At 49.5% G+C, this 20,389-nt stretch carries 19 protein-coding genes; 7 read left to right on the top strand and 12 right to left on the bottom strand.

The features are described from left to right. Positions 1–6 precede the first annotated feature (6 nt). Together ACXYMU_RS07455 and ACXYMU_RS07450 are read right to left on the bottom strand one after the other, a co-directional pair. Positions 7–1,701, bottom strand: coding sequence for a pyruvate dehydrogenase complex dihydrolipoamide acetyltransferase (locus tag ACXYMU_RS07455; protein WP_458985740.1), 1,695 nt, complete (start codon positions 1,699–1,701; stop codon positions 7–9). 128 nt (positions 1,702–1,829) lie between these two features. Then, positions 1,830–2,450, bottom strand: coding sequence for a histidine phosphatase family protein (locus ACXYMU_RS07450; RefSeq protein ID WP_458985739.1), 621 nt, complete (start codon positions 2,448–2,450; stop codon positions 1,830–1,832). Between the two features lie 112 nt (positions 2,451–2,562). On the opposite strand from ACXYMU_RS07450, the gene ACXYMU_RS07445 reads away from it, so the two are divergent. The 7 genes from ACXYMU_RS07445 (at position 2,563) to ACXYMU_RS07415 (ending at position 9,310) form a co-directional block, all read left to right on the top strand. Then, the gene (locus ACXYMU_RS07445) at positions 2,563–2,928 is read left to right on the top strand and encodes a hotdog fold thioesterase (protein WP_458985738.1); all 366 of its coding nucleotides are present in this window, start codon (positions 2,563–2,565) and stop codon (positions 2,926–2,928) included. Positions 2,929–2,930: 2 nt separating this feature from the next. Beyond that, positions 2,931–4,157: an isochorismate synthase gene (locus ACXYMU_RS07440; RefSeq protein WP_458985737.1), complete on the top strand. Its 1,227-nt coding sequence runs from the start codon at positions 2,931–2,933 to the stop codon at positions 4,155–4,157. A gap of 95 nt (positions 4,158–4,252) precedes the next feature. Then, positions 4,253–5,959 carry a 2-succinyl-5-enolpyruvyl-6-hydroxy-3-cyclohexene-1-carboxylic-acid synthase gene (gene menD, locus ACXYMU_RS07435; protein ID WP_458985736.1) on the top strand — a complete coding sequence of 569 codons (1,707 nt, stop codon included), beginning with the start codon at positions 4,253–4,255 and terminating at the stop codon, positions 5,957–5,959. A 354-nt stretch (positions 5,960–6,313) separates the two neighbouring features. Further along, the gene (locus ACXYMU_RS07430; RefSeq protein WP_458985735.1) at positions 6,314–6,769 is read left to right on the top strand and encodes a DoxX family protein; all 456 of its coding nucleotides are present in this window, start codon (positions 6,314–6,316) and stop codon (positions 6,767–6,769) included. 276 nt (positions 6,770–7,045) lie between these two features. Beyond that, the gene (locus ACXYMU_RS07425; RefSeq protein WP_458985734.1) at positions 7,046–8,158 is read left to right on the top strand and encodes an AMP-binding protein; all 1,113 of its coding nucleotides are present in this window, start codon (positions 7,046–7,048) and stop codon (positions 8,156–8,158) included. A gap of 85 nt (positions 8,159–8,243) precedes the next feature. Further along, entirely contained in the window at positions 8,244–8,663 is a 420-nt protein-coding gene (locus ACXYMU_RS07420) for a hypothetical protein (RefSeq protein WP_458985733.1), read from the top strand. A 20-nt stretch (positions 8,664–8,683) separates the two neighbouring features. After that, positions 8,684–9,310 (top strand): class I SAM-dependent methyltransferase, encoded by a 627-nt coding sequence (locus tag ACXYMU_RS07415; protein ID WP_458985732.1) that lies wholly within the window; start codon positions 8,684–8,686, stop codon positions 9,308–9,310. 96 nt (positions 9,311–9,406) lie between these two features. On the opposite strand, the gene ACXYMU_RS07410 is transcribed toward ACXYMU_RS07415, so the two are convergent. The 10 genes from ACXYMU_RS07410 to ACXYMU_RS07365 form a co-directional block, all read right to left on the bottom strand. Beyond that, a complete protein-coding gene (locus ACXYMU_RS07410) occupies positions 9,407–10,351 on the bottom strand; it encodes a sugar phosphate isomerase/epimerase family protein (protein ID WP_458985731.1) in 945 nt (314 codons plus the stop codon). A 41-nt stretch (positions 10,352–10,392) separates the two neighbouring features. After that, on the bottom strand, positions 10,393–11,280 hold the full coding sequence (locus tag ACXYMU_RS07405) for a hydroxypyruvate isomerase family protein (RefSeq protein ID WP_458985730.1): 888 nt from the start codon (positions 11,278–11,280) through the stop codon (positions 10,393–10,395). Positions 11,281–11,305: 25 nt separating this feature from the next. After that, the gene (locus ACXYMU_RS07400; protein WP_458985729.1) at positions 11,306–12,565 is read right to left on the bottom strand and encodes a nucleoside permease; all 1,260 of its coding nucleotides are present in this window, start codon (positions 12,563–12,565) and stop codon (positions 11,306–11,308) included. Between the two features lie 11 nt (positions 12,566–12,576). After that, positions 12,577–13,236: a 3-keto-disaccharide hydrolase gene (locus tag ACXYMU_RS07395; protein ID WP_458985728.1), complete on the bottom strand. Its 660-nt coding sequence runs from the start codon at positions 13,234–13,236 to the stop codon at positions 12,577–12,579. Positions 13,237–13,323: 87 nt separating this feature from the next. Next, positions 13,324–13,788: a c-type cytochrome gene (locus ACXYMU_RS07390; protein ID WP_458985727.1), complete on the bottom strand. Its 465-nt coding sequence runs from the start codon at positions 13,786–13,788 to the stop codon at positions 13,324–13,326. A 24-nt stretch (positions 13,789–13,812) separates the two neighbouring features. Next, positions 13,813–14,865, bottom strand: a complete 1,053-nt coding sequence (locus ACXYMU_RS07385) for a sugar phosphate isomerase/epimerase family protein (protein ID WP_458985726.1) — start codon at positions 14,863–14,865, stop codon at positions 13,813–13,815. An 8-nt stretch (positions 14,866–14,873) separates the two neighbouring features. Next, positions 14,874–16,031 (bottom strand): Gfo/Idh/MocA family protein, encoded by a 1,158-nt coding sequence (locus ACXYMU_RS07380; protein ID WP_458985725.1) that lies wholly within the window; start codon positions 16,029–16,031, stop codon positions 14,874–14,876. A gap of 119 nt (positions 16,032–16,150) precedes the next feature. Further along, positions 16,151–16,717, bottom strand: coding sequence for a gluconate 2-dehydrogenase subunit 3 family protein (locus tag ACXYMU_RS07375; RefSeq protein ID WP_458985724.1), 567 nt, complete (start codon positions 16,715–16,717; stop codon positions 16,151–16,153). 66 nt (positions 16,718–16,783) lie between these two features. Beyond that, the gene (locus ACXYMU_RS07370) at positions 16,784–18,250 is read right to left on the bottom strand and encodes a Gfo/Idh/MocA family protein (protein ID WP_458985723.1); all 1,467 of its coding nucleotides are present in this window, start codon (positions 18,248–18,250) and stop codon (positions 16,784–16,786) included. A 93-nt stretch (positions 18,251–18,343) separates the two neighbouring features. Further along, positions 18,344–20,023: a GMC oxidoreductase gene (locus ACXYMU_RS07365; RefSeq protein ID WP_458985722.1), complete on the bottom strand. Its 1,680-nt coding sequence runs from the start codon at positions 20,021–20,023 to the stop codon at positions 18,344–18,346. Positions 20,024–20,389: the final 366 nt, after the last annotated feature.

Genomic DNA, 20,389 nt, shown 5'->3' with positions numbered 1-20,389 from the left:
TATAGCTTACACTAACATTCTCACCGGGTTCTCTAAGAGGTTCTTGAACGTCTGTAGAAAAGATGAGCCAACCGCGCCGTCTACCACGCGGTGGTCGCATGACAGTGTCACTTTCATCACGTTGCCAATCTTAATTTCGCCGTTCTGCACGACTGGAACCTGCTTGATACCCCCGACAGCCATAATACAGGCATCCGGCGGATTGATGATGGCAGTAAATTCTTCGATGCCAAACATACCCAGGTTAGAAATAGTAAACGTGCTTCCCTCCCAGTCTGATGGCTGAAGCTTCTTGCTCTTCGCTTTGCCCCCTAAATCCTTCACCTCCGCAGAGATAGAAGAAAGCGATTTGAAGTCGGCGTTGCGAACCACCGGAACCAACAAGCCATCCTCAACAGCCACAGCCACACCGATGTTGATGTGCTTGTTGTAGCGGATCTTATCGCCTAGCCAGGATGAGTTTACAGCCGGATGCTGACGCAGGGCCGCAGCGGCAGCTTTGATCACCATATCATTGAAAGACACCTTGACAGGGGAAACCTCGTTCATGCTGCCTCTCGCTTCAATAGCCTTGTCCATGTTGATTTCCATGGTCAGGTAGAAGTGCGGCGCAGTGAATAAGCTTTCAGACAGGCGACGTGCAATCACTTTGCGCATCTGCGATACATTCACCTCTTCGTAAGCCTCGGAAGGCAGACCCGGGATGCTTGCTACCTGCGGTGCAGCAGTTTTAGCAGCAGTTTGCGGTTGCGGCGCAGCAGATGGGGTATAGTTTTCAATATCGCGTAGCACGATACGTCCGCCTTCGCCTGAACCTTTAATTTGAGATAAGTTGAAGCCTTTGTCCTGGGCAACCTTCTTGGCAAGCGGTGAGGCTTTGATACGGCCATTGTCAGTTGATGAAGACGCTTCAGAACCTTGGGCTGCATCAGGACCCGGAACCGTGGTAGCTTCCACTTTTTCTGAAGTCACTTCGTCAGTGCCTGCTTCCACGCTTTCTTCTGTAGTACTGGTTTCCTTCTCAGACGAGGTGTTTGCGTTAGCTGCATCGAGTAAGGCCTTGTAGTTAGCGCCTTCCTCTCCTATAATGGCGATGATAGCATCTACTGCCACGGAGTCGCCTTCTTTTACGCCCAGGTATAACAGTGTGCCGTCTTCGTAAGACTCCAGTTCCATGGTTGCTTTGTCAGTTTCCACTTCAGCCAGGATGTCGCCAGACTTCACCTTGTCGCCTTGTTTCTTTTGCCAGCTTACCAGCACACCCTCCGTCATGGTGTCGCTCATCTTTGGCATCCGGATGATGTTTGCCTTGATGCTGCTCACATCCACCGATGGTTTGGCAGGGGCTTCCTCTTTGGCGGGTGCCGGCTTTGCTTCTTCTTTCTTCTCCTCTTTCGGCTCTTCTTTGGCTGCTGGCTGGCCACCGCCCTCCAACTCCTGCAAAAGCTCCTTGATGTCTTCGCCCTCTTTACCCAGGATCGCTATCACCGCATCCACAGGCACAGAGTCGCCCTTTTTGGGGCCTATATATAAAAGCGTGCCATCCTCGTAAGATTCCAGCTCCATCGTCGCTTTATCGGTCTCTACTTCGGCCAGGATGTCGCCGGAGCTCACCTTATCGCCTTCTTTCTTAAGCCAAGATGCAATCACCCCCTCAGTCATCGTGTCGCTCATCTTGGGCATTCTTATAACTTCAGCCATAAATTTTTCTTATTTTATATCGCCCAATTGGTCTTCGTGTTGTCAGCCCAAATTTAGATTTAAAAATATTTTATTCAAACTATATGCTTTGAATTTGTTAAAGCCAGTTTTATTAAAAATTTGTTAAATTATAAGTTCCTCAGATGGTTTACATCACAATACCGCTTTACGTTGAACATGCTACCGGTATAATCGAGTTGGTAAAGGCAGGTATTCTGGTGTTCGAAATCATCCATGCACCGGAGCGGATACCCCAGCATTTCGCACAAAATGATGCGCATGGCACGCCCATGCATGCAAATCAACACGGTTTCCTCTTCCGGGCGACTTAGCATCAGCTCAATAAACGGCCTTTGGCGCGCAGCCACTACCTTGGGGCTCTCGCCTCCCTCTATGCTTTCATTACAATGCCCGTTGCGCCAGGTCTGCAACATGTCGTGGTAATACTGGTCCTCCTCCGGCGTCATGCGGGTGCCTTCCCTTATACCCCAATGGATCTCATTCAGGCCGGCATGTTGTTCGTGCGGCAGCCCCAGGTCCAGAAAGCCCTGCACTGTCTGGACAGTGCGCTGCAAGGCGGAGGTATATACCTTATCGAAAGGGATATGCTTGTAGTGCTCGAAAAACAACTGGGCCTGCCGCTGTCCGGTTTCATTCAGCGATGAATCGATGCCGCTGCCCTGCACAATGCTCTGCAGGTTATAATCGGTTTGGCCGTGGCGGATAAGGTATACTTTCTTAATACTCAAAATTCTTCTACTTTTGCCTTTTTACTTTAATTCTTGCCAAAAATAGGCATCTATGTCTGTACAGAAAAATATTAGTACGTTAGAACAGGTAAAACAATGGTGCCAAAACACGATGATGTCTTATTTAGGCATTGAGATTACGGAAGTTGGCGACAACTATGTATGCGGCAAGATGCCTGTAGACCACCGCACGCACCAGCCCATGGGCCTGTTGCATGGCGGCGCCTCTGTGGTGTTAGCAGAGTCTTTGGCCAGTATGGGGGCTGCCCTGCAAGTTGATTTAACAAAGAAGGCTTGTGTTGGTTTAGAGATAAACGCCAACCATATCCGGGGGGTGCGCGATGGGTGGGTTTACGCAAGAGCCACAGGTGTTCACCTTGGCCGTACTACGCAGGTATGGGAAACACACATTACCACCGAAAGTGGCGAGCTCGTGTGTATCAGCCGCATGACGGTGGCTGTAATAGACAAGAAATAATCATGCAAACACTAGAGGAGAGCCTCACCCCTATATCCCCAACTACTGAGATCCAGGAAATTTCGCTTGAACAACTGTTCAGGGCCGCCGTCTCGCAGCATTGCGCCATAGCTGTCTGGCGGCTTCCGAACTCCGATGCGGTTGAGGCCTGCCTGTCTTTTCATCCGGAAAAGAAACTGCAGCAGCCCGTGCTGGAAGATAGCCCGTTTGGCTTTATGTTTAGCCCTTTCGAAGTGCAGGCCCAGCATCCTATATTTTTTATTGAGGCTGATATTTATTATTCAAGCGCTACAGGCAAGCTAACCCCAGCGGCTTCGGTACGCGAGGCCAAATTGAATGCCTTTTTAAGTTGCCCGCAAAAGCCGCAAACCGCGCAGCCTCACTGGCATGTATCGGCACCCGCCACACAGCATTCTTTCCAGCAAGAGGAGTGCTTTAAAAAAGCAGTAACGGAAGCTGTGGAAGTTATCCGGGACGGTGAGATGGAAAAAGTGGTGATGTCGCGCAACTCTCTGGAGCATTTGCAGGCTGGCTTTAACCCCGTGGAAGCATTTAGCACCATGGAGCAGGAATACCCCCGAGCGTTTGTGTCATTGGTTTCAATACCGGGGGCAGGCACCTGGATGGGGGCATCGCCAGAAATTTTGGTGAGCGTGAACACAAACCAGGAGTTTCATACTGTGGCGTTGGCAGGAACGCAGCCAGCTGATGACACTACCTCTGTGGCCAATGCGATCTGGCGCCAAAAAGAGATTGAGGAGCAGGCAATGGTGGAACGGTATATCCTGAATTGCTTTAAAACGTTACGCCTGCGGGATTATACTGAAATTGGCCCGCGCACGGTGGTGGCAGGCAACCTGATGCATTTGCGCACAGATTTCAGAGTGGATTTGAAAGAAGTAGACTTCCCTACTTTGGCCACAGACATGCTTCAGTTGCTGCACCCTACCTCGGCGGTATGCGGATTGCCGAAAGCACCCGCGCTTCACTTTATCAAAGCAAAGGAAAGGTATAACCGCAGTTACTACAGTGGGTATCTTGGCCCGGTTAACAGTCCGTCTGGAACACATTTGCATGTTAACCTCCGCTGCATGGAGCTGCTAAAAAACCAAGCCATCCTATACGCCGGAGCGGGTATAACCGCTGAATCAAATCCGGATAAAGAATGGCAGGAAACGCAGCATAAGATGCAGACGATGCGTTTGTTACTGAACCTGCACGAGAAATAACCTGAACCAAGATCAGGAGATTTGTACATTCTGTTACCAGCAAACACCCGGAATCATCCTTCTTAGATTCCGACATTGATAAAAAAACGCTTGCTATGGTCATTCAACCAGTTGTAAATATTGCGGAGATCTGTGCCCAGAAAGGGGTGGAGCAGGTAGTCCTGTCTCCGGGGTCGCGCTGTGCACCGCTTACCCTGGCCTTTGCGCGCCACCCACAACTACATGTCCGGACGGTTAGCGATGAACGAGCGGCGGCTTTTATAGCACTGGGCATGGCTACCATGTCGGGCAAGCCAACGGTTTTGGTTTGCACCTCTGGCACAGCTGCTCTAAATTATGCCCCTGCGGTAGCAGAAGCCTATTATCAGCAAATTCCGTTACTCATCCTAACCGCTGACAGACCCCCAGAATGGATTGATCAGCAAGACGGACAAACCATTCGGCAACAGTACATTTACGGCCAGCATATTAAGCAGAGCTTTAACTTCCCTGTCGATTTCACCCAACCTGATGCCGTATGGCACAGTGAGCGAATGGTATCTGAAGCGTTGAACTCCTCGGTTGCATTCCCGGCGGGTCCCGTGCACATTAACATCCCGCTGCGGGAGCCCTTCTATCCCACCCCGGATGAGACGATTACCTATAGCCAAAATATTAAAGTAATTCAGGAGGAATCGCCAGCATACCATTTATCAGACACCCAGTTATCGCATCTAAAAGAAGAATTAAAGGCTTATAACCGTGTGCTGATAGTAGCAGGCCAAACCCCACATGACACTGTGCTGGTAGCGGGTTTGGAAGCCTTTAGCCAAAGTCATCCAGCGGTGTTGGTTGGAGACATCATAAGTAATGTGCAGCAGCTTAGGCAGGCCGTACGTTTTCAGGATGTGGTGCTCGCAAACAAGCAGGCGCAACAAAATGCATCCTTACAGCCGGATTTGCTGATCACGTTTGGCAAGTCAGTTATCTCTAAAAGCCTGAAGCAATACCTACGGCAGCACAAGCCAAAAGCGCACTGGCACCTCCAACCTGCCGGACAGGTTGCAGACACGTTCCAGACACTCACCAAGATTATCCGCTGCGATCCCTCCCGTTTTTTCCTGAGCCTGTCTTCGGGACCGGACGCAGACACAGTTGCGAGCTTCACGCAGGCATGGAGAGATGCAGATACTAAAGCGGAGCAATTTCTGGAAGCGTATGCGGCACAACCAATATACAGCGAACTGCATCTTGTGAGCAGGGTATTGCGCCAGTTGCCTCAGCAAAGTTTTCTGCACCTTGCCAATAGTATGGCGGTTCGATATGCTAACATCATTGCCCTTCGGCCCGAGCAAGAGGTAGAGGTATTCGCCAATAGAGGCACGAGCGGCATAGATGGCAGCACCAGCACCGCAGTTGGCTGTGCCCTTTCGGCTTCAGGCATCCATACCCTGCTGACCGGAGACCTGGCCTTCTTTTACGACCGGAATGGCTTGTGGCATAATTACCTGCCACCTAACCTGCGTATCGTGCTGCTCAACAACCACGCAGGCGGCATATTCCGGCTGATAGATGGCCCCAAGCAACAGCCCGAACTAGCACCTTTTTTCGAGACGAAGCAAAGCCTCGATGCACAAAACACCGCCCGCGACTTCAACCTGAAGTATATCGCCATTCATAGCTTAGAAGCGTTAGATGCAGCTTTACCAGCGTTTTTCTCCTCTGAAACAGGTGCCAGTTTGTTAGAAATCTTCACAGACAGTCCGGCCAATGCAGAAGCGTTTGAAGCCTATCGCAAGGCTGTACAGCAAATCTTATTTTAAACAAGCCACATTAAATTAACACACTAACAGTTAGTATTTATTTTACTGAAGGTTAAATACTTGTGACTCATACATACCTAATGAAGTTGCGCACTAACCTGCAACATTAATGAGAATAAATATCGCTGTATACTCTAAGTTATCAATAGAACTTCTTCACTTCCTCAACACCTGTCTAACTCCTTTTGCATTCATATAGCCCAACCTTCACATGAAAGGAGTCACACATATACAGGTATAGAATGCCCAAATACCAGCACTACAGATATTGTTTTGGGGCACAAGCATGATCAAAAATTTATGCAATTCGTTTAAAATAGCATATAACTTATTGCTAACTAAAACTTTACGACCATGAACCTGACACAAAATATGCACCACATAGAGCGTTGGGCCGACTCGCATCACCCCTTTTGGATTGATATCATTCGGGTAGGTTTGGGCGTTTTCTTGTTCATCAAAGGGGTTATGTTTATCCAGGACACCAGCGCTTTGATGGCTATCATGCAGAAGAGCGAATTTCCGTGGGTTTCGGCTGGTCTGGCTCATTATGTGGCAATGGCACATTTGGCTGGCGGCGTCATGATCGCGATCGGTCTTAAAACCCGGATCGCAGTGCTGTTTCAATTGCCTATTTTGTTAGGGGCCGTGCTTTTCATCAATCCCGACCGAGGATTCTACTCGCAGAATACTGAGCTTTGGTCTTCTATAATCGTGCTGCTACTACTTATATTCTTCCTGATATTTGGCTCGGGGCGTTACTCCGCGGACTATGCAATGGAAGAACGGAAAGACCGGTCAACGGATTAAGCACTTCAATGTTACTAACGCCATATCTTATTAAATACTTTCACATTGAAGATGCATACCTCAAGTTTTTGATTATCTTTTTAGATAATAGATAATCCTGTAGTCCTATCTTTTTTCTAAGAACTTATACCATCCAGCAACAGCCAGGCAAGAGAAATATTGCCTGGCTGTTGCTGGATTTATTTTGGGCTGTGGTCAAAATTTAATCCAGGCAGGTGCAGTGAAGTAATTGCATATCTTGTTATATTTCAGATTCTCATTCATAATTTTGATTGCATGGCTGAAAAGTATCTTCTTCTGAATGGCAAAAAGTTTTTTTACGACGAGATTTCAAATTACTCATTCCGCAATAGCATCCCGCTAAACGGGTATGAAACCAAGACCTTGGAGTTCTGCCGCAATTGGCTGAACGGCATCCAAGAGTTCCCAATGCACACGTCGGGTTCTACGGGGGTTCCTAAAATGATCAACCTGACGCGCTCCCAGATGCAAGCCAGTGCCCGGCGCACCATCAAATTACTGAAGCTGAAAGCCGGTGACCGCGCCTTCGTTTGCCTCAACACGGATTACATAGCCGGTATGATGATGTTGGTAAGGGGCTTTATGGGAGACCTCCAAATGACGATTGTAGAACCGCTGCGTAACCCATTGGAAAACATGGAACCAGAGCAACAGTATGATTTTGCTTCGTTTGTACCCATGCAGCTGCTCACGATCTTGCATGAAACCCCGGAGGTGTTGCCAGTATTAAACAAAATGAAAGGGATATTGGTAGGCGGAGCGCCCGTATCATTGCCCTTGCATCGTAACCTGCAACGCATCCTGACCCCTATCTACCTGACCTATGGTATGACCGAAACCGCCTCGCACATTGCGGTGCGCCGGCTGAACGGGCCAGAAGCAACGGACTATTATGAAGTGCTGGATAATATTAGCCTCGGCATTGATAAACGCGGCTGCCTGACTGTACGCGGCGACATCACAAACGGCGAGGTGCTCATCACAAACGATATTGTTGAATTCCTGACGCCTACCCGCTTCCGCTGGATTGGCCGTGCGGACAATATCATCAACACGGGTGGCGTGAAAGTGCAGGTTGAGAAAGTGGAAGTGGCTGTTGCCACTGCACTCGCGGACCAGGATCCTACTCCCCGCTTTATGGTGGCTTCGCAGCCGGATGTTGTATTGGGCGAAAAGGTGGTGCTGCTATTGGAATCTCCTGACTATACACCCGAGCAGGAGCAATCTCTGCTGTCGAGTTTACAAGCGACGTTGAAGAAGTTCGAGCTTCCCAAGGATATTTACTATCTCCCTGCCTTTGCCGAGACTTCCACAGGCAAAATATCGCGTTTGCTCACGCTCCGGCAAGTAGGCCTGCAAACACAATAGCGATCCCGCAGCCAAATTTTATACATCTGCTAAATCTGGCCCCATATCTGCATACTTCATACCATCACTCACTTATTTCTCAGCTATGAAGTTAAAACCACAACTTGTGCTTGCGTTGATTTTGGGCTTCGCAAGCAGCAGTGCACTCACCAAACCGGCTATGGGGCAGCAAAATTTTACCCAATTACCGCACCAGCAAAAGCAGCACGTGCTGGTGAACGTGCACGCCAATAGCAGCAACCATATCGAAACGCTGTCCGGCATTCATTTATACCCTGCTGAAAAAGGGACTTACAGGCTTCGGTTTGAGCAGGACCTAAAGGAGAATGGCGTGTTGGAAATCTCAAACACCGCCGGAAGCCAAGTGTATGTGAAGCCCGTGAGTATCAGCTCGAACAAAAAAGTCTGGTCTTACAACCTTGGCAAACTCAGGCCCGACACCTATTTAATTGAAATAAAGACAAGCGACACTACTTACTGGACGAAGTTTAAAGTTGGTAAATAAACTTATCCCGCTCTACTAACATGCATGTACCCCTGCGCCTGAATCAATTGGCTGACTTGCTGCAAAACCAGGATATTTACCTCTTGGACCAGATTCTGAAAGGCAGGATCAGAGAAGGCATGGCGGTGCTGGACGCGGGGTGTGGTGATGGCCGCAACAGCAAATACCTGATGCAAGCAGGCATAGAGGTATATGGCGCTGACATATCAGCAGAGTCAATTCTTAGATTACAGGCGATGGCCTCGGCTGTGGCTCCACACCTGCCAGCCGCAAATTTTATTACTTCGGATTTGGATGCGCTTTCATTTGCAACGGATGCATTCGACGTAGTTATTTGTAGCGCGGTATTACATTTTGCCAGAGATGAGGCGCACTTTAGAGCCATACTCTCAGAACTGTGGCGTGTTCTGAAACCAGGTGGGATGTTCTTTTGCCGCCTGAGTACGACTATTGGTCAGCCCTCGCAGATAAAGCAGGTACAGGGCTACCACTACCTGATGCCGCATGGGCAGGTATGGTTTCTGGCTGATGAAAAATTGCTAAGGGAAACAACGGCAACACTCCGGGCCGTTTGGCTGGAGCCATTAAAATCTGTTTTGGTGGAGCAAGAACGCTCTATGACAACCTGGGTCCTGCAAAAGGCATAGCACCAATATCCGGGTTCTAATTTATGCAATACGCCAACATAAAAGAGCCACCCATTAAATGATGGGTGGCTCTTTTAATTATATGAATACAAGCCGTTAGGCCTTCATCAACGTATTTGTAATATAATCATAGCTTTGGCGGATGCTCTTGAAAGGGTCCATCCCTTCTGAGAAATTCTCCTGCTCCACATAAATGTGCTTAGCCTCGGCCTGCACTTTAGAGAAGAGCGTTTTATAGTCTATACTGCCGCTTCCGATTTCTGTGTTTTTGGTTCGGTCAGCTTTATCCATGTCCTTCACGTGCCACATTACAAAACGACCGGGGTGCTCCTGCATCATCGCGATAGGGTCTTTCTCGGCACGGTATGCCCAGTATAAATCAAGCTCCATTTTCACTAACTCTGGGTTCGTTTCCTGTAACAGAATCTGGTAACCGGTGGTATCCCCAAACTGCTGGAATTCAAAGTCGTGGTTGTGGTAAGCCAGTTTCAAGCCAGCCTTCTGGCACTCTTCAGCAGCCTGGTTAATACGCTGCGCCAATTTCTTGTAATCATCAGCGCTTTTACGCAGCGAGTCGCCTAGGTAAGGAATCACGATATACTCTTGTCCGATGGCTTTCGCGGCCTCAATATAAGTTTGCAGCAACCCCGGATTTTCCCCGGACAGGTAAGGGTCCATTCCATAGTGGCCACTTGGTGACACCAGATTATGCTCTTTCAGCAATTGGTCAAAAGCAGCGGCATCCAGTCCCCAGAAACCGTTTTCTTTGCTATAGCCATAGGTTTCCACCTTTTTATAGCCTGCCTCTGCCACTTTCGCGATCACGCCCTTCACATCTTGCTGGATCTGGTCGCGCAGCGAGTAAAGCTGAATTCCGATAGCTACATCAGTAGCAGCAGTGGCAGTTGCCCCCTCTGTCGCTGCTGCTTCAGTTGTTTCAGTGGTTTCAGTGTTAGAATTACATGAGATGATGGCAGGAGTCATGAATACACCAGCGGACAATAACCCGGCCTGTCTGAGGAAAGATCGTCTTTTGTTCATTAGTTTTATATAGAGATGAAAAAATGAGACACAATATTTAGTTAAACATCGCAGATACGCACTGCCTCTTTAAGCGAAGCTAATTTGTCCGGCTGAACAGGTATAAATTCCTGGGCAACATAGCCTTTGAAACCAGTTTTCTGGATGGCACGCATGATGGCCGGATAATACAGCTCCTGTTCTTCGGTAATCTCGTGCCGCCCGGGCACTCCTGCCGTATGGTAATGCGCTATGTAAGGATGGCTTTCATTGATGGTCCGGATCACATCGCCCTCATCGATCTGCATATGATAGATGTCGTAAAGCAACTTAAAGTTCTCGGACCCGATGCGTTTTGCCAGCTCTACGCCCCAGGCGGTATGGTCGCACTGGTAGTCCTTGTGGTCGATTTTGCTGTTCAGCAGTTCCATCACCAACACTACTTTGTGCTTTTCGGCAAGCGGCATAAGCTGCTTCAGGCCTTCGGCACAGTTTTTTAGCCCAGTTTCATCATCCATCCCATTTCGGTTTCCGCTGAAGCAAATCAGGTTAGTATAACCTGCCTTGCTAACCTTCGGGATCATTTCTGAATAATTTTTGATTAGTTGGGCGTGGTGCTTGGTGTGGTTCCACCCTTCCGTCAGGCTAATCTCCGCGCCATTGCACATGGTAGAATGCAGGCCATGCTTCTGCAACACCGGCCACTCTTTCGGGCCCACCAAGTCTATACCCCTTATACCCATTTGTTTGGCTGCCACGCACAGCTCATCCAGTGTCAGGTCGTTAAAGCACCAGCGGCATACGGCGTGGTTGATGTTCCCTTTTAGTTTCATGTTCTTAAGGGTTTCAGCGCACGCACCAACTGGAGCAAGTAGCCCTGTTGCGGCAACAGTGGCGGTGCTGGCTAGCACGCTTTTGATGGCAGATCGGCGATTGGTTAATGAAGACATAAGTTGATTAAAAGGGTTTAATGATTTACTTAAGATGCGTATTGGATTCGGCCTCCGCGGAAACCCCAGAAAGCTGTGTAGCTGGCGCGGGCACATTTCTATCCTTGAAAAGAAGCAAAAACAAGAGCAGCACGAGCCCGGCGATACCTGCCGGTACAAGCCAAATAGACTGCCAGTCGTATTGTCCGTTGGCCAATTGGAAACCATCTACAATAATTCCCGAAAGCAAAGAGCCCATTAACATTCCCACCCCGTAGGTTGCCAGCGTAATCATACCCTGTGCAGCACTTTTAAAGCGCTCTCCGGCAAGGTTGTCGGTGTAAATCTGGCCTGTCACAAAAAAGAAGTCGTAACAGATACCGTGAATTACAATGCCACCGATGAGCATCCAGTAGTTGGCGTCAACATCTCCAAAAGCGAAAAAGACATAGCGCAATACCCAGGCAAACATCCCGATGGCCAGCATTTTCTTGACTCCCAGCCGCACAAAGAACAGTGGCATCAGGAGCATGAAGAGCAATTCAGACATCTGCCCCATTGCTTGCTTACCGGCCGCGGAGTCCATCCCTGCCTGGTTCAGGAAAGGATTGGTGAAGTTATAGTAAAAGGCCAGCGGAATACAAATCGCCACAGAAGCGAGAAAGAACGTCAGGTAAGACCTGTTCTTCAGCAAGCCGATGGCTTCCAAACCCAATAAATCACCAACGGCCACGCTGCCTGAGGCTTTAACAGGCGGTGTATTCGGTAAGGTAAAGCTAAAAACACCTAGTATAGCGGAGGCGATTGCTGCCATTCTGAAGGTGAGTTCCAGGCTGTTGCGCTGCTCCCATTGCAACCAGCCAATGGTTAAGCCAGCAATGATCCACCCCAATGTTCCCAATACCCTGATTGTGGGAAACTCTTTACTCGGGTTTTGCATCTGGCGGAAAGAGACAGAATTGACGAGGGCAAGTGTTGGCATATACAGAATCATATACACCAATATGATGAAGTAGAAATTATCGAAATCAGTGGCTATGGATGCATACCATAGCAAGATTGCTCCCAAAAGGTGCAGCACGCCCAAAATGCGCTGGGCCGGAAAAAAGCGGTCGGCGATGAGGCCAATAATGAAAGGAGCCACGATAGCCCCTATAGATTGTGTAAGGAAAGCAACCCCCACCTGTGTGGCGGAGGTTGACAATTCCATTAACAAGTAAGTGCCCAGTGTTACAAACCATGCTCCCCAGATAAAAAACTCTAGGAACATCATAATCGAAAGCTTCACGCGGGTCACTAGATTCATAAATAATTCTGCTAGAGCTCCTTGATCATGATATTCTTATACCATACCCCGTCACCGTGATCCTGCAACGCGATTTTACCCGATTTGAAAGAGCCCCAGTCTGACATATCGGCAAACTTACTGCCTGCTATCATGGCTTTCCAGTTATCGTCCCAAAGGGTGGTTTCCACTACTTTTTCACCGTTCTGGAACAACTGCAGGTTACCGTCCTGGCTGATGATTTCGACGTGGTTCCACTCTCCTGCCGATTTTACCGTTTCAGGGCTGCTGGCTACCAGGTCGTACAAATCACCGGCACGGTGCTTGTTTATCTTGGCGTCAGGATGACCCTCATTGTCAAGCACCTGCATTTCCAGGCCTGTATTGTAAGTATTGGCGTATTTAGCGGGATCATCCTTCACATAAAAGATAATCCCGCTATTGCCATTTTTCGCAACTTTCCAGTCCAGCTTTAGGTGAAAGTCGCTATACTCCTTATTTGTAACTAAATCACCGCCAGCCATACCGTTTTTCTTAGCCGAAGGATCGAGGTACAAAGCGCTATCCGATACTGTCCAGGCTTTCCCTACACTATCGGTACCATAGGAGTGCCAGTTTTGTATGGTTTGGCCATCAAACAGCATGGTCCACTCCTCGTTCGTGGCGATGGGCTCAGTTGTTTCCTCGGTCATAGTCGATTGGTTTTCAGATGTTTCTGATTGGCAAGAGGCAAAAGCTGCCAATGCGCAAAAGGCGATGATGTTACGATTCATGCAGTATTATTTTTTAAGTGAAAGAACGTACTTAGCCATTTCCTGGGCATTCTCCTGGCTCAGGTCCGGGTGCGGCGTCATCGGGATCTGGCCCCAATTGCCTGCGCCACCGTTGATGATCTTACCCGCCAACATATTTACATTCTCGTCATTAAACGCATACTTCGCAGCCACCTCCTGGTAGCTGGGCCCCACAAGCTTCTTGTCAACCTGGTGGCACGAAAGGCAATCAGAGGTCGCGATCAGGTTTTTGCCCTTTTCATACGAGTCAGTGGCGGCAGGTACCGTGGCTGTTCTGTCCGTTCCAATATCGTTGATACTGGTGTCCACTTCCGACTGGCGCGTAGCGGCACTCAACTCATTTTCGGAGGTAGAGTTGCTGTAATACTCCTCGCCTTCTTGCTCTGATTCAGAGCTGCTGCAAGCCGCCATAAAAGCGATGCACCCAAACATTACTAAAATCTTTTTCATAATATGAGATTGTGTATAGTATTATTATAAACCCAATATAGTACGATTTTTTTCGTCATCGATGCCTGTGGCCGCAAAATCGTCAAAGGCTTTCTCTGTTACTCTGATTATGTGGTCCTTGATGAAAGTCGCTCCTTCGCGAGCCCCATCCTCCGGGTGCTTCAAGGCGCACTCCCACTCCAGCACTGCCCAGCCCTTGTAGTCGTGCGCTGTCAGTTTGCTGAACACGGATTTGAAATCGACCTGCCCGTCGCCCAGGGAGCGGAAACGGCCAGCCCGGTTCACCCAGTTCTGGTAGCCGCCATACACACCTTGCCTGCCAGACGGGTTGAACTCCGCGTCTTTAACATGGAACATGCGGATGCGCTCATGGTAAATGTCGATATACTCGAGGTAATCGAGGCACTGCAACACGAAGTGGGATGGGTCATAAAGCAGGCAGGCTCTTGCGTGGTTATTCACCTCATCCAGAAACATCTCATACGTGATACCGTCGTGCAGGTCTTCTCCTGGATGTATTTCGTAGCAAAGGTCCACACCTGCCTCATCAAAAGCGTTCAGGATAGGGGTCCAGCGCTTGCCAAGCTCTTTGAAACCCGCTTCTACCAATCCCGCAGGGCGTTGAGGCCAAGGGTATACCGTGTGCCAGAGTAAAGCTCCGCTAAAAGTGGCATGTGCGTTCAGGCCCAGGTTCTGTGAGGCTTTGGCAGCATTCTTAAGCTGCTGTACCGCCCACTCCGTGCGAGCCTTGGGATTGTTGTGCACCTCCTTCGGCGCGAAACCATCGAACAAGGTATCGTAGGCGGGGTTCACGGCGACCAGTTGCCCGTGCAAATGGCTGGAGAGTTCCGTGATCTGGAGTCCCTGTCCTTCTACTATCCCTTTAATCTCATCGGCGTAAGTCTTGCTTTCTGCCGCTTTTTGTACGTCAAAATACTTGCTGTCCCACGTCGGGATCTGTACCCCCTCATATCCCAGGCCTTTCGCCCAACGGCATATATTTTCAAGGGTATCAAACGGTGCCTGGTCTCCTAAAAACTGTGCTAAAAATATTGCAGGTCCTTGTATCGTCGTCATAATTTATCTTAGATAGTGAAGTCAATCCATTTCTGATCTGATTTTCCGGAGGCGATTACATGCTCAATAAAAGCCATCCCGCGCACACCGTCTTCTATACCCGGAAAATCCTGCCATTCAGGCTGTGGTGTTTCACCGTTGTTTCGGGCTCTTACACTCAGTGCAAAGTTGCGGTATAGGTTAGCAAAAGCCTCCAGGTACCCTTCCGGGTGCCCACCGGGTGTACGGCTGTTGTGCTGGGCATGCGAGCTGAGGTAGCCACTGCCCGTGCGGTATAGCTGCGTTGGCTGGTCAAGCCATTTCACTTTCAGTGTATTAGCATCCTCCTGCTGCCATTCCAGACCGCCTTTCTCGCCATATACCCTGATCTTCACGTTGTTTTCTTCGCCAGCGGCAATCTGCGTGGCAAATAACACACCGCTTGCCCCGTTGTCAAATTTAAGCAGGGCCGCACCGTCATCATCCAACTGGCGTCCTTCTACCACTACATTAATATCCGCGTTTATTTTAGTTACTGCCAAGCCACTTACATACTCGGCCAGGTTAAAGGCATGAGTGCCGATGTCACCCATTGCGCCGGCTATACCGCTTTGCTTCGGATCGGTGCGCCAGGAGGCCTGCTTGTTGTCGCTGCCTTCCTCAAAGGTGCTGAGCCATCCCTGCGGGTACTCCACGTATACTTTCCTGATCTTTCCCAGTTTGCCAGAGGCAACAAACTGTTTCGCCTCCTTCACCATTGGGTACCCTGTATAGGTGTGCGTCAGGCAGAACAGCCGTCCTGTGCGCTCCACGACTTCTTTCAACTGCAGTGCCTCTTCCAGCGAAAAGGTCATGGGCTTATCCAGAATAACGTCGAAGCCGCTTTCCAAAGCTAGCTTCGCTGGCTCGAAGTGCACGTGGTTTGGCGTGACAATACTGATTACCTGCACGCGCTCGCTTTCAGGGAGCTGTTGTTCCTTCTCGAACAGCTCCTGGTAAGAGTCATACACGCGCTCAGAAGAAAGCCCCAGCAATCCACCGCTTGCCTTAGACTTATCCGGGTTGCTGCTAAAAGCGCCACAAACCAAATCATACTCATTGTCTAACTGAGCTGCAATGCGGTGAACAGCGCCAATAAAAGCCCCTTTTCCGCCGCCAATCATTCCTAATCTAAGTTTTTGATGCATCAATCGTAATCTTGAGTTTTAAAATAGCTTTATCTTGAAATGAATGCACCGCTTGCGCTATTAACACTAAAAGGTTATAGCACAAGCAGTGGTAAGTATAGAAAGTAGCCGGTTATGAATTAAGTTGCCCAGGCTCTGTCTCCTTTTTTGTATGGCATGCAGCCGTCATACCTGCCAGGCACGGCTTCATAGCGCAATGCCTGTGTGGCACCCACCTCCGAAGAGAAATACCCTAACAAGGCCAGTTCCTTCATCATTCTGAAATAATGGTTGGGATCCTCCGGCGCCTTGCTTCGCATATGGTCTTTTTGCTCTTTGTCCAAGGCAACCAGCATCTCGGTGCGCTGCTTCGGGTCTAAAGCCATGAAGTCCTTGCCAAACTTATCGTCACTGGCTTTATTCAACTTGTCAAAACCCTCCATGAAAACTTTCTGGTCCTCTGGGGTATAACAGTCACGAACCATTACGGCCATAAACTCCCCCACGTTGGCAGCCTTAGCGCCCGGAGAGCTACTGGTGGTTGGCAAAATAGTGTCTGCCACCTCGTTCATAAATGAAATTTGCTCTGGCTTGAACAAGTCACTGACATCCTTTGATTTGGTTGTGCACGAGACCAGCAGGTCGGCACTGATCAAAGTTCCGCCCATCAACCAGGCTACCGCTGATATTGCTTCTCTTCTATTCATAAAAAATTGATAACAACGCTAAAAAATGATTCAATCTACTCAAGCAGCCACATCAACACTGCTGACCTATACCCCTAGATTCCAGCCACTTCTGTAGTCGCGCTTCACAAATTGGTTTACCTCATCGAGGTTCGTGACAAGCATGTTCTGGTTGTCCCATAACAACTTAATAGAGCGTCCGGGGTAGTCATACCCTTCTCCGGAAGCCTTGGGTTTGCGAATGTCATACCCCCTGATCGCAAGATTTGCCATGAGTAAGGCTTCCGTCAGCGGACCAGATATTTCGAAAGGGGCACTGAGTTCTTTCTTTCCGTAACCAGCCAGACAGGCTTCCACCCACTGGGCATAATGCCCGCTGGAGCTGCCCGGCACACGGGCATACTTTTGCGGAACGCTGACCTCTGCAGTGCGGGAAGTTGGCAATAGGCGCGGGTTCTCCGCATAGGTGCTGGCCATCATTTTTCCTTTCGAGCCGACGAACAGAATACCATTGCCGCCATCGCCAAACACCTCATTCGGGCCAAGTTCTTCCGGACGCTCCGGCTGTATGCCGCCATCCATCCAATGTACCTTCACGGGGTTTTTCATTCGGCCTGTTTTCGGAAAATTCAAAATGGCATGGCTTGAAGGCGGACAGCTCTCCGGGAAATATCCGCGCTTGAACTCATCCACATAAACGCTACCCACGCTAGCCTGCACATCGGCGGCATGCTGTAGTCCAAGCACGCTGAAAGGAGCCTCAATCAGATGGCAACCCATATCCCCTAATGCCCCGGTGCCATAGTCCCACCAGCCACGCCAGTTAAAGGGCACCAGTTTCTCCACGTACTCCCGGTACGGGGCGGTACCAAGCCAAAGGTCCCAATCCAAGCCTTGCGGCACTTCTGCTTTACCAGTCGGCCAGGAAATGCCTTGCGGCCAAACAGGGCGGTCAGTCCAACAGTAAACTGTCTCCACATCTCCAATCACTCCGGCATCATACCATTCGCGCAACTGGCGTACCCCGTCTCCGGAGGCACCCTGGTTGCCCATTTGCGTCACTACCTTATAGCGCTTGGCTGCATTTGTGAGGGCGCGTGCTTCGTAAATATCGTGGGTAAGCGGCTTCTGCACGTATACGTGCTTGCCTAACTGCATAGCCGCCATGGCCTGCACTGCGTGGTTATGGTCTGGGGTGGAAACCGAGACAGCGTCAATGTGCCTGGCATGCTTGTCAAGCATTTCGCGGTAATCCCGGTAATACTTTGCTTTGGGAAAGCTCGTGATGGATGCAGCAGCACGGCGGTCGTCCACGTCACATAAATAGGCGATCTCGGCTTTACCGCTTGTATGGAAACTAGCCAAATCGCTGGCACCCTTCCCTCCCACTCCAATTCCGGCAATCACCAGCCTGTCGCTTGGCGCCAGAAAGCCCGGCCCGCCTAGTACATGGCGCGGAACAATGAGGAAGCTGGCCGCCGCGACAGCACCGGTTTTAAGAAAATTTCTGCGTGTATTGCTTGCCGTTGAACGCTTTGACTCTTTTTCAGACATCTTAACAAGTTTAAAATAAGAACTTATTTATCTCCCCACAGAAATTAATCGGGCAAAACACATGTAAGCATTATGCCCGATAAACCTGTGCTATCAAATGTTCTGGCGTTTCATCTCACCTACTGCATGGTCTACTGCGCGGGCTGTAAGGGCCATGTATGTTAAAGATGGGTTCTGGCAAGCTGCTGACGTCATACAGGCGCCGTCTGTGATGTACACATTTTGCGCATCCCATACCTGATTGTTGCCATTCAGCACGGATGATTTAGGGTCTCTTCCCATACGGGCTGTACCCATCTCATGAATGCCCTGGCCCAGGCCGTAGTCCGCATCGTAGGTGTTTACGTTTTTCAGACCCGCGATCTCGAGCATCTCCTTGGCATCGTTCATCATGTCTTTGCGCATGGCACGCTCATTTGCTTTGATTTCGGCATCGATGGCCAGTACCGGTAACCCCCACTTATCTTTTACGCTATGGTCCAGCTTAATATGGTTTTCGTGGTACGGAAGCGTTTCCCCGAAACCGTTGATGCCCATTGTCCAGCTACCCGGCTCTGTCAGCGCATCCTTGAAGTCCCCTCCAATGCTCATCTCAGCAATCTCGCGGCTCCAGCCTTCACGCCCAGCACTGCCCTGGTACCCGAATCCGCGGATGTAGTCACGCTTATCATCCCCGATGTTGCGGAAACGCGGGATATAAATACCATTCGGGCGTCGGCCGTAATAATACTTGTCTTCATATCCTTCCACGGTACCAGAGGCTCCCACTTTAAAGTGATGGTCCATGAGGTTGTGTCCTAGTTCACCGCTGCTGCTGCCCAGTCCTTCCGGCCATACATCGGTGGCGGAATTCATCAGTACCCAGGTAGAGTTCAGCGCCGAGGCATTCAGGAACACTACTTTGGCAAAATACTCATAGGTCTGGTTTGTCTCGGCATCCAGCACCTCTACGCCTTTGGCCTTTTTGGTATCCTTGTCATAAATGATTTTGGTTACAATAGAGAACGGGCGAAGCGTCAGGTTGCCTGTTGCCATGGCAGCAGGAAGCGTGGAAGACTGCGTGCTGAAGTATGCGCCAAACTGGCAGCCGAGCCAGCATTTGTTCCGGTATTGGCAATTGGCACGATCATGGTGCGCCTGCGTGAGGTTAGCCACACGGCCAATGATCATGTGGCGGTTGTTGTTGTAGTGCTTCTTGATACGAGCCGCAACATCCTTCTCCACGCAGTTCATCTCCATGGGAGGCATAAACTCGCCGTTCGGTAAGTGCGGGATGTTTTCTTGTGAGCCGCTGATACCTGCAAATTTCTCGACATAGCTATACCAGGGAGCAACGTCTTTGTAACGGATAGGCCAGTCTACAGCGATACCGTCTTTTGCATTAGCCTCAAAGTCCAGGTCGCTCAGGCGATAGCTTTGGCGCCCCCACATCAGCGAACGGCCGCCTACTTGATAGCCCCGGTACCAGTCGAAGCGCTTTTTCTCTACATAGGGGTTGTCCTTGTCGTTTGCCCAAAAGTCGTAGTTACGCTCGTTCAGCACATAATCGCGCTTCAACACAGGGTTATTTTTGATCATCTCCTGCGTACGGCCTCCGGCATGTGGAAACTCCCAGGGGTGCTTGTTTGCGTTGGTGTAGTCCTTTATGTGCTCGACGTTTCGGCCACGCTCCAGCATGATTGTCTTAAGCCCTTTTTCGGTTAACTCTTTGGCAGCCCAGCCGCCAGAGATACCGGAACCTACTACAATCGCGTCATATACATTATCAGCCATGATTCAGGGTGAATGAGTTTTTTGAAGTTTAAAGTAACATGCTGCTCCTAGGAGCAGGGGCATTAGATAAAGCACTCACATAACAGAGTGAACAAAAATGATCGAATAAGTATAAAGCATAAATGGAATATATGCAAGCGATAACTGCAATAATCGCAAAATATAGCTGAGTACTCACTAAGATTGATTCTCAATATACAGGTATTTTTGATACATATACAACTGTGTCTAAACTTTAAGCTTGTTTTTATTGCGGCTACGCGTTGAGAAGGGGTTTCTGAATTAATTTGGAAGCTATGCGACATGTTTCCCAAGGCACATACCAGCAGCCTAAACAGCCCTATAAAAATGAGTATACACTCACCT

Source organism: Pontibacter sp. CAU 1760, from assembly GCF_054482735.1.
Note: the sequence above shows the minus strand (reverse complement) of the source record. Positions and strands in the feature narration are given on the sequence as shown.

Bases quoted from the DNA above. Each gene is read 5' to 3' on its own strand.
- ACXYMU_RS07455 (WP_458985740.1), bottom strand. From the start codon at position 1,701: ATGGCTGAAGTTATAAGAATGCCCAAGATGAGCGACACGATGACTGAG.
- ACXYMU_RS07445 (WP_458985738.1), top strand. From the start codon at position 2,563: ATGATGTCTTATTTAGGCATTGAGATTACGGAAGTTGGCGACAACTAT.
- ACXYMU_RS07440 (WP_458985737.1), top strand. From the start codon at position 2,931: ATGCAAACACTAGAGGAGAGCCTCACCCCTATATCCCCAACTACTGAG.
- menD (WP_458985736.1), top strand. From the start codon at position 4,253: ATGGTCATTCAACCAGTTGTAAATATTGCGGAGATCTGTGCCCAGAAA.
- ACXYMU_RS07430 (WP_458985735.1), top strand. From the start codon at position 6,314: ATGAACCTGACACAAAATATGCACCACATAGAGCGTTGGGCCGACTCG.
- ACXYMU_RS07425 (WP_458985734.1), top strand. From the start codon at position 7,046: ATGGCTGAAAAGTATCTTCTTCTGAATGGCAAAAAGTTTTTTTACGAC.
- ACXYMU_RS07420 (WP_458985733.1), top strand. From the start codon at position 8,244: ATGAAGTTAAAACCACAACTTGTGCTTGCGTTGATTTTGGGCTTCGCA.
- ACXYMU_RS07415 (WP_458985732.1), top strand. From the start codon at position 8,684: ATGCATGTACCCCTGCGCCTGAATCAATTGGCTGACTTGCTGCAAAAC.
- ACXYMU_RS07410 (WP_458985731.1), bottom strand. From the start codon at position 10,351: ATGAACAAAAGACGATCTTTCCTCAGACAGGCCGGGTTATTGTCCGCT.
- ACXYMU_RS07405 (WP_458985730.1), bottom strand. From the start codon at position 11,280: ATGTCTTCATTAACCAATCGCCGATCTGCCATCAAAAGCGTGCTAGCC.
- ACXYMU_RS07400 (WP_458985729.1), bottom strand. From the start codon at position 12,565: ATGAATCTAGTGACCCGCGTGAAGCTTTCGATTATGATGTTCCTAGAG.
- ACXYMU_RS07395 (WP_458985728.1), bottom strand. From the start codon at position 13,236: ATGACCGAGGAAACAACTGAGCCCATCGCCACGAACGAGGAGTGGACC.
- ACXYMU_RS07390 (WP_458985727.1), bottom strand. From the start codon at position 13,788: ATGAAAAAGATTTTAGTAATGTTTGGGTGCATCGCTTTTATGGCGGCT.
- ACXYMU_RS07385 (WP_458985726.1), bottom strand. From the start codon at position 14,865: ATGACGACGATACAAGGACCTGCAATATTTTTAGCACAGTTTTTAGGA.
- ACXYMU_RS07380 (WP_458985725.1), bottom strand. From the start codon at position 16,031: ATGCATCAAAAACTTAGATTAGGAATGATTGGCGGCGGAAAAGGGGCT.
- ACXYMU_RS07375 (WP_458985724.1), bottom strand. From the start codon at position 16,717: ATGAATAGAAGAGAAGCAATATCAGCGGTAGCCTGGTTGATGGGCGGA.
- ACXYMU_RS07370 (WP_458985723.1), bottom strand. From the start codon at position 18,250: ATGTCTGAAAAAGAGTCAAAGCGTTCAACGGCAAGCAATACACGCAGA.
- ACXYMU_RS07365 (WP_458985722.1), bottom strand. From the start codon at position 20,023: ATGGCTGATAATGTATATGACGCGATTGTAGTAGGTTCCGGTATCTCT.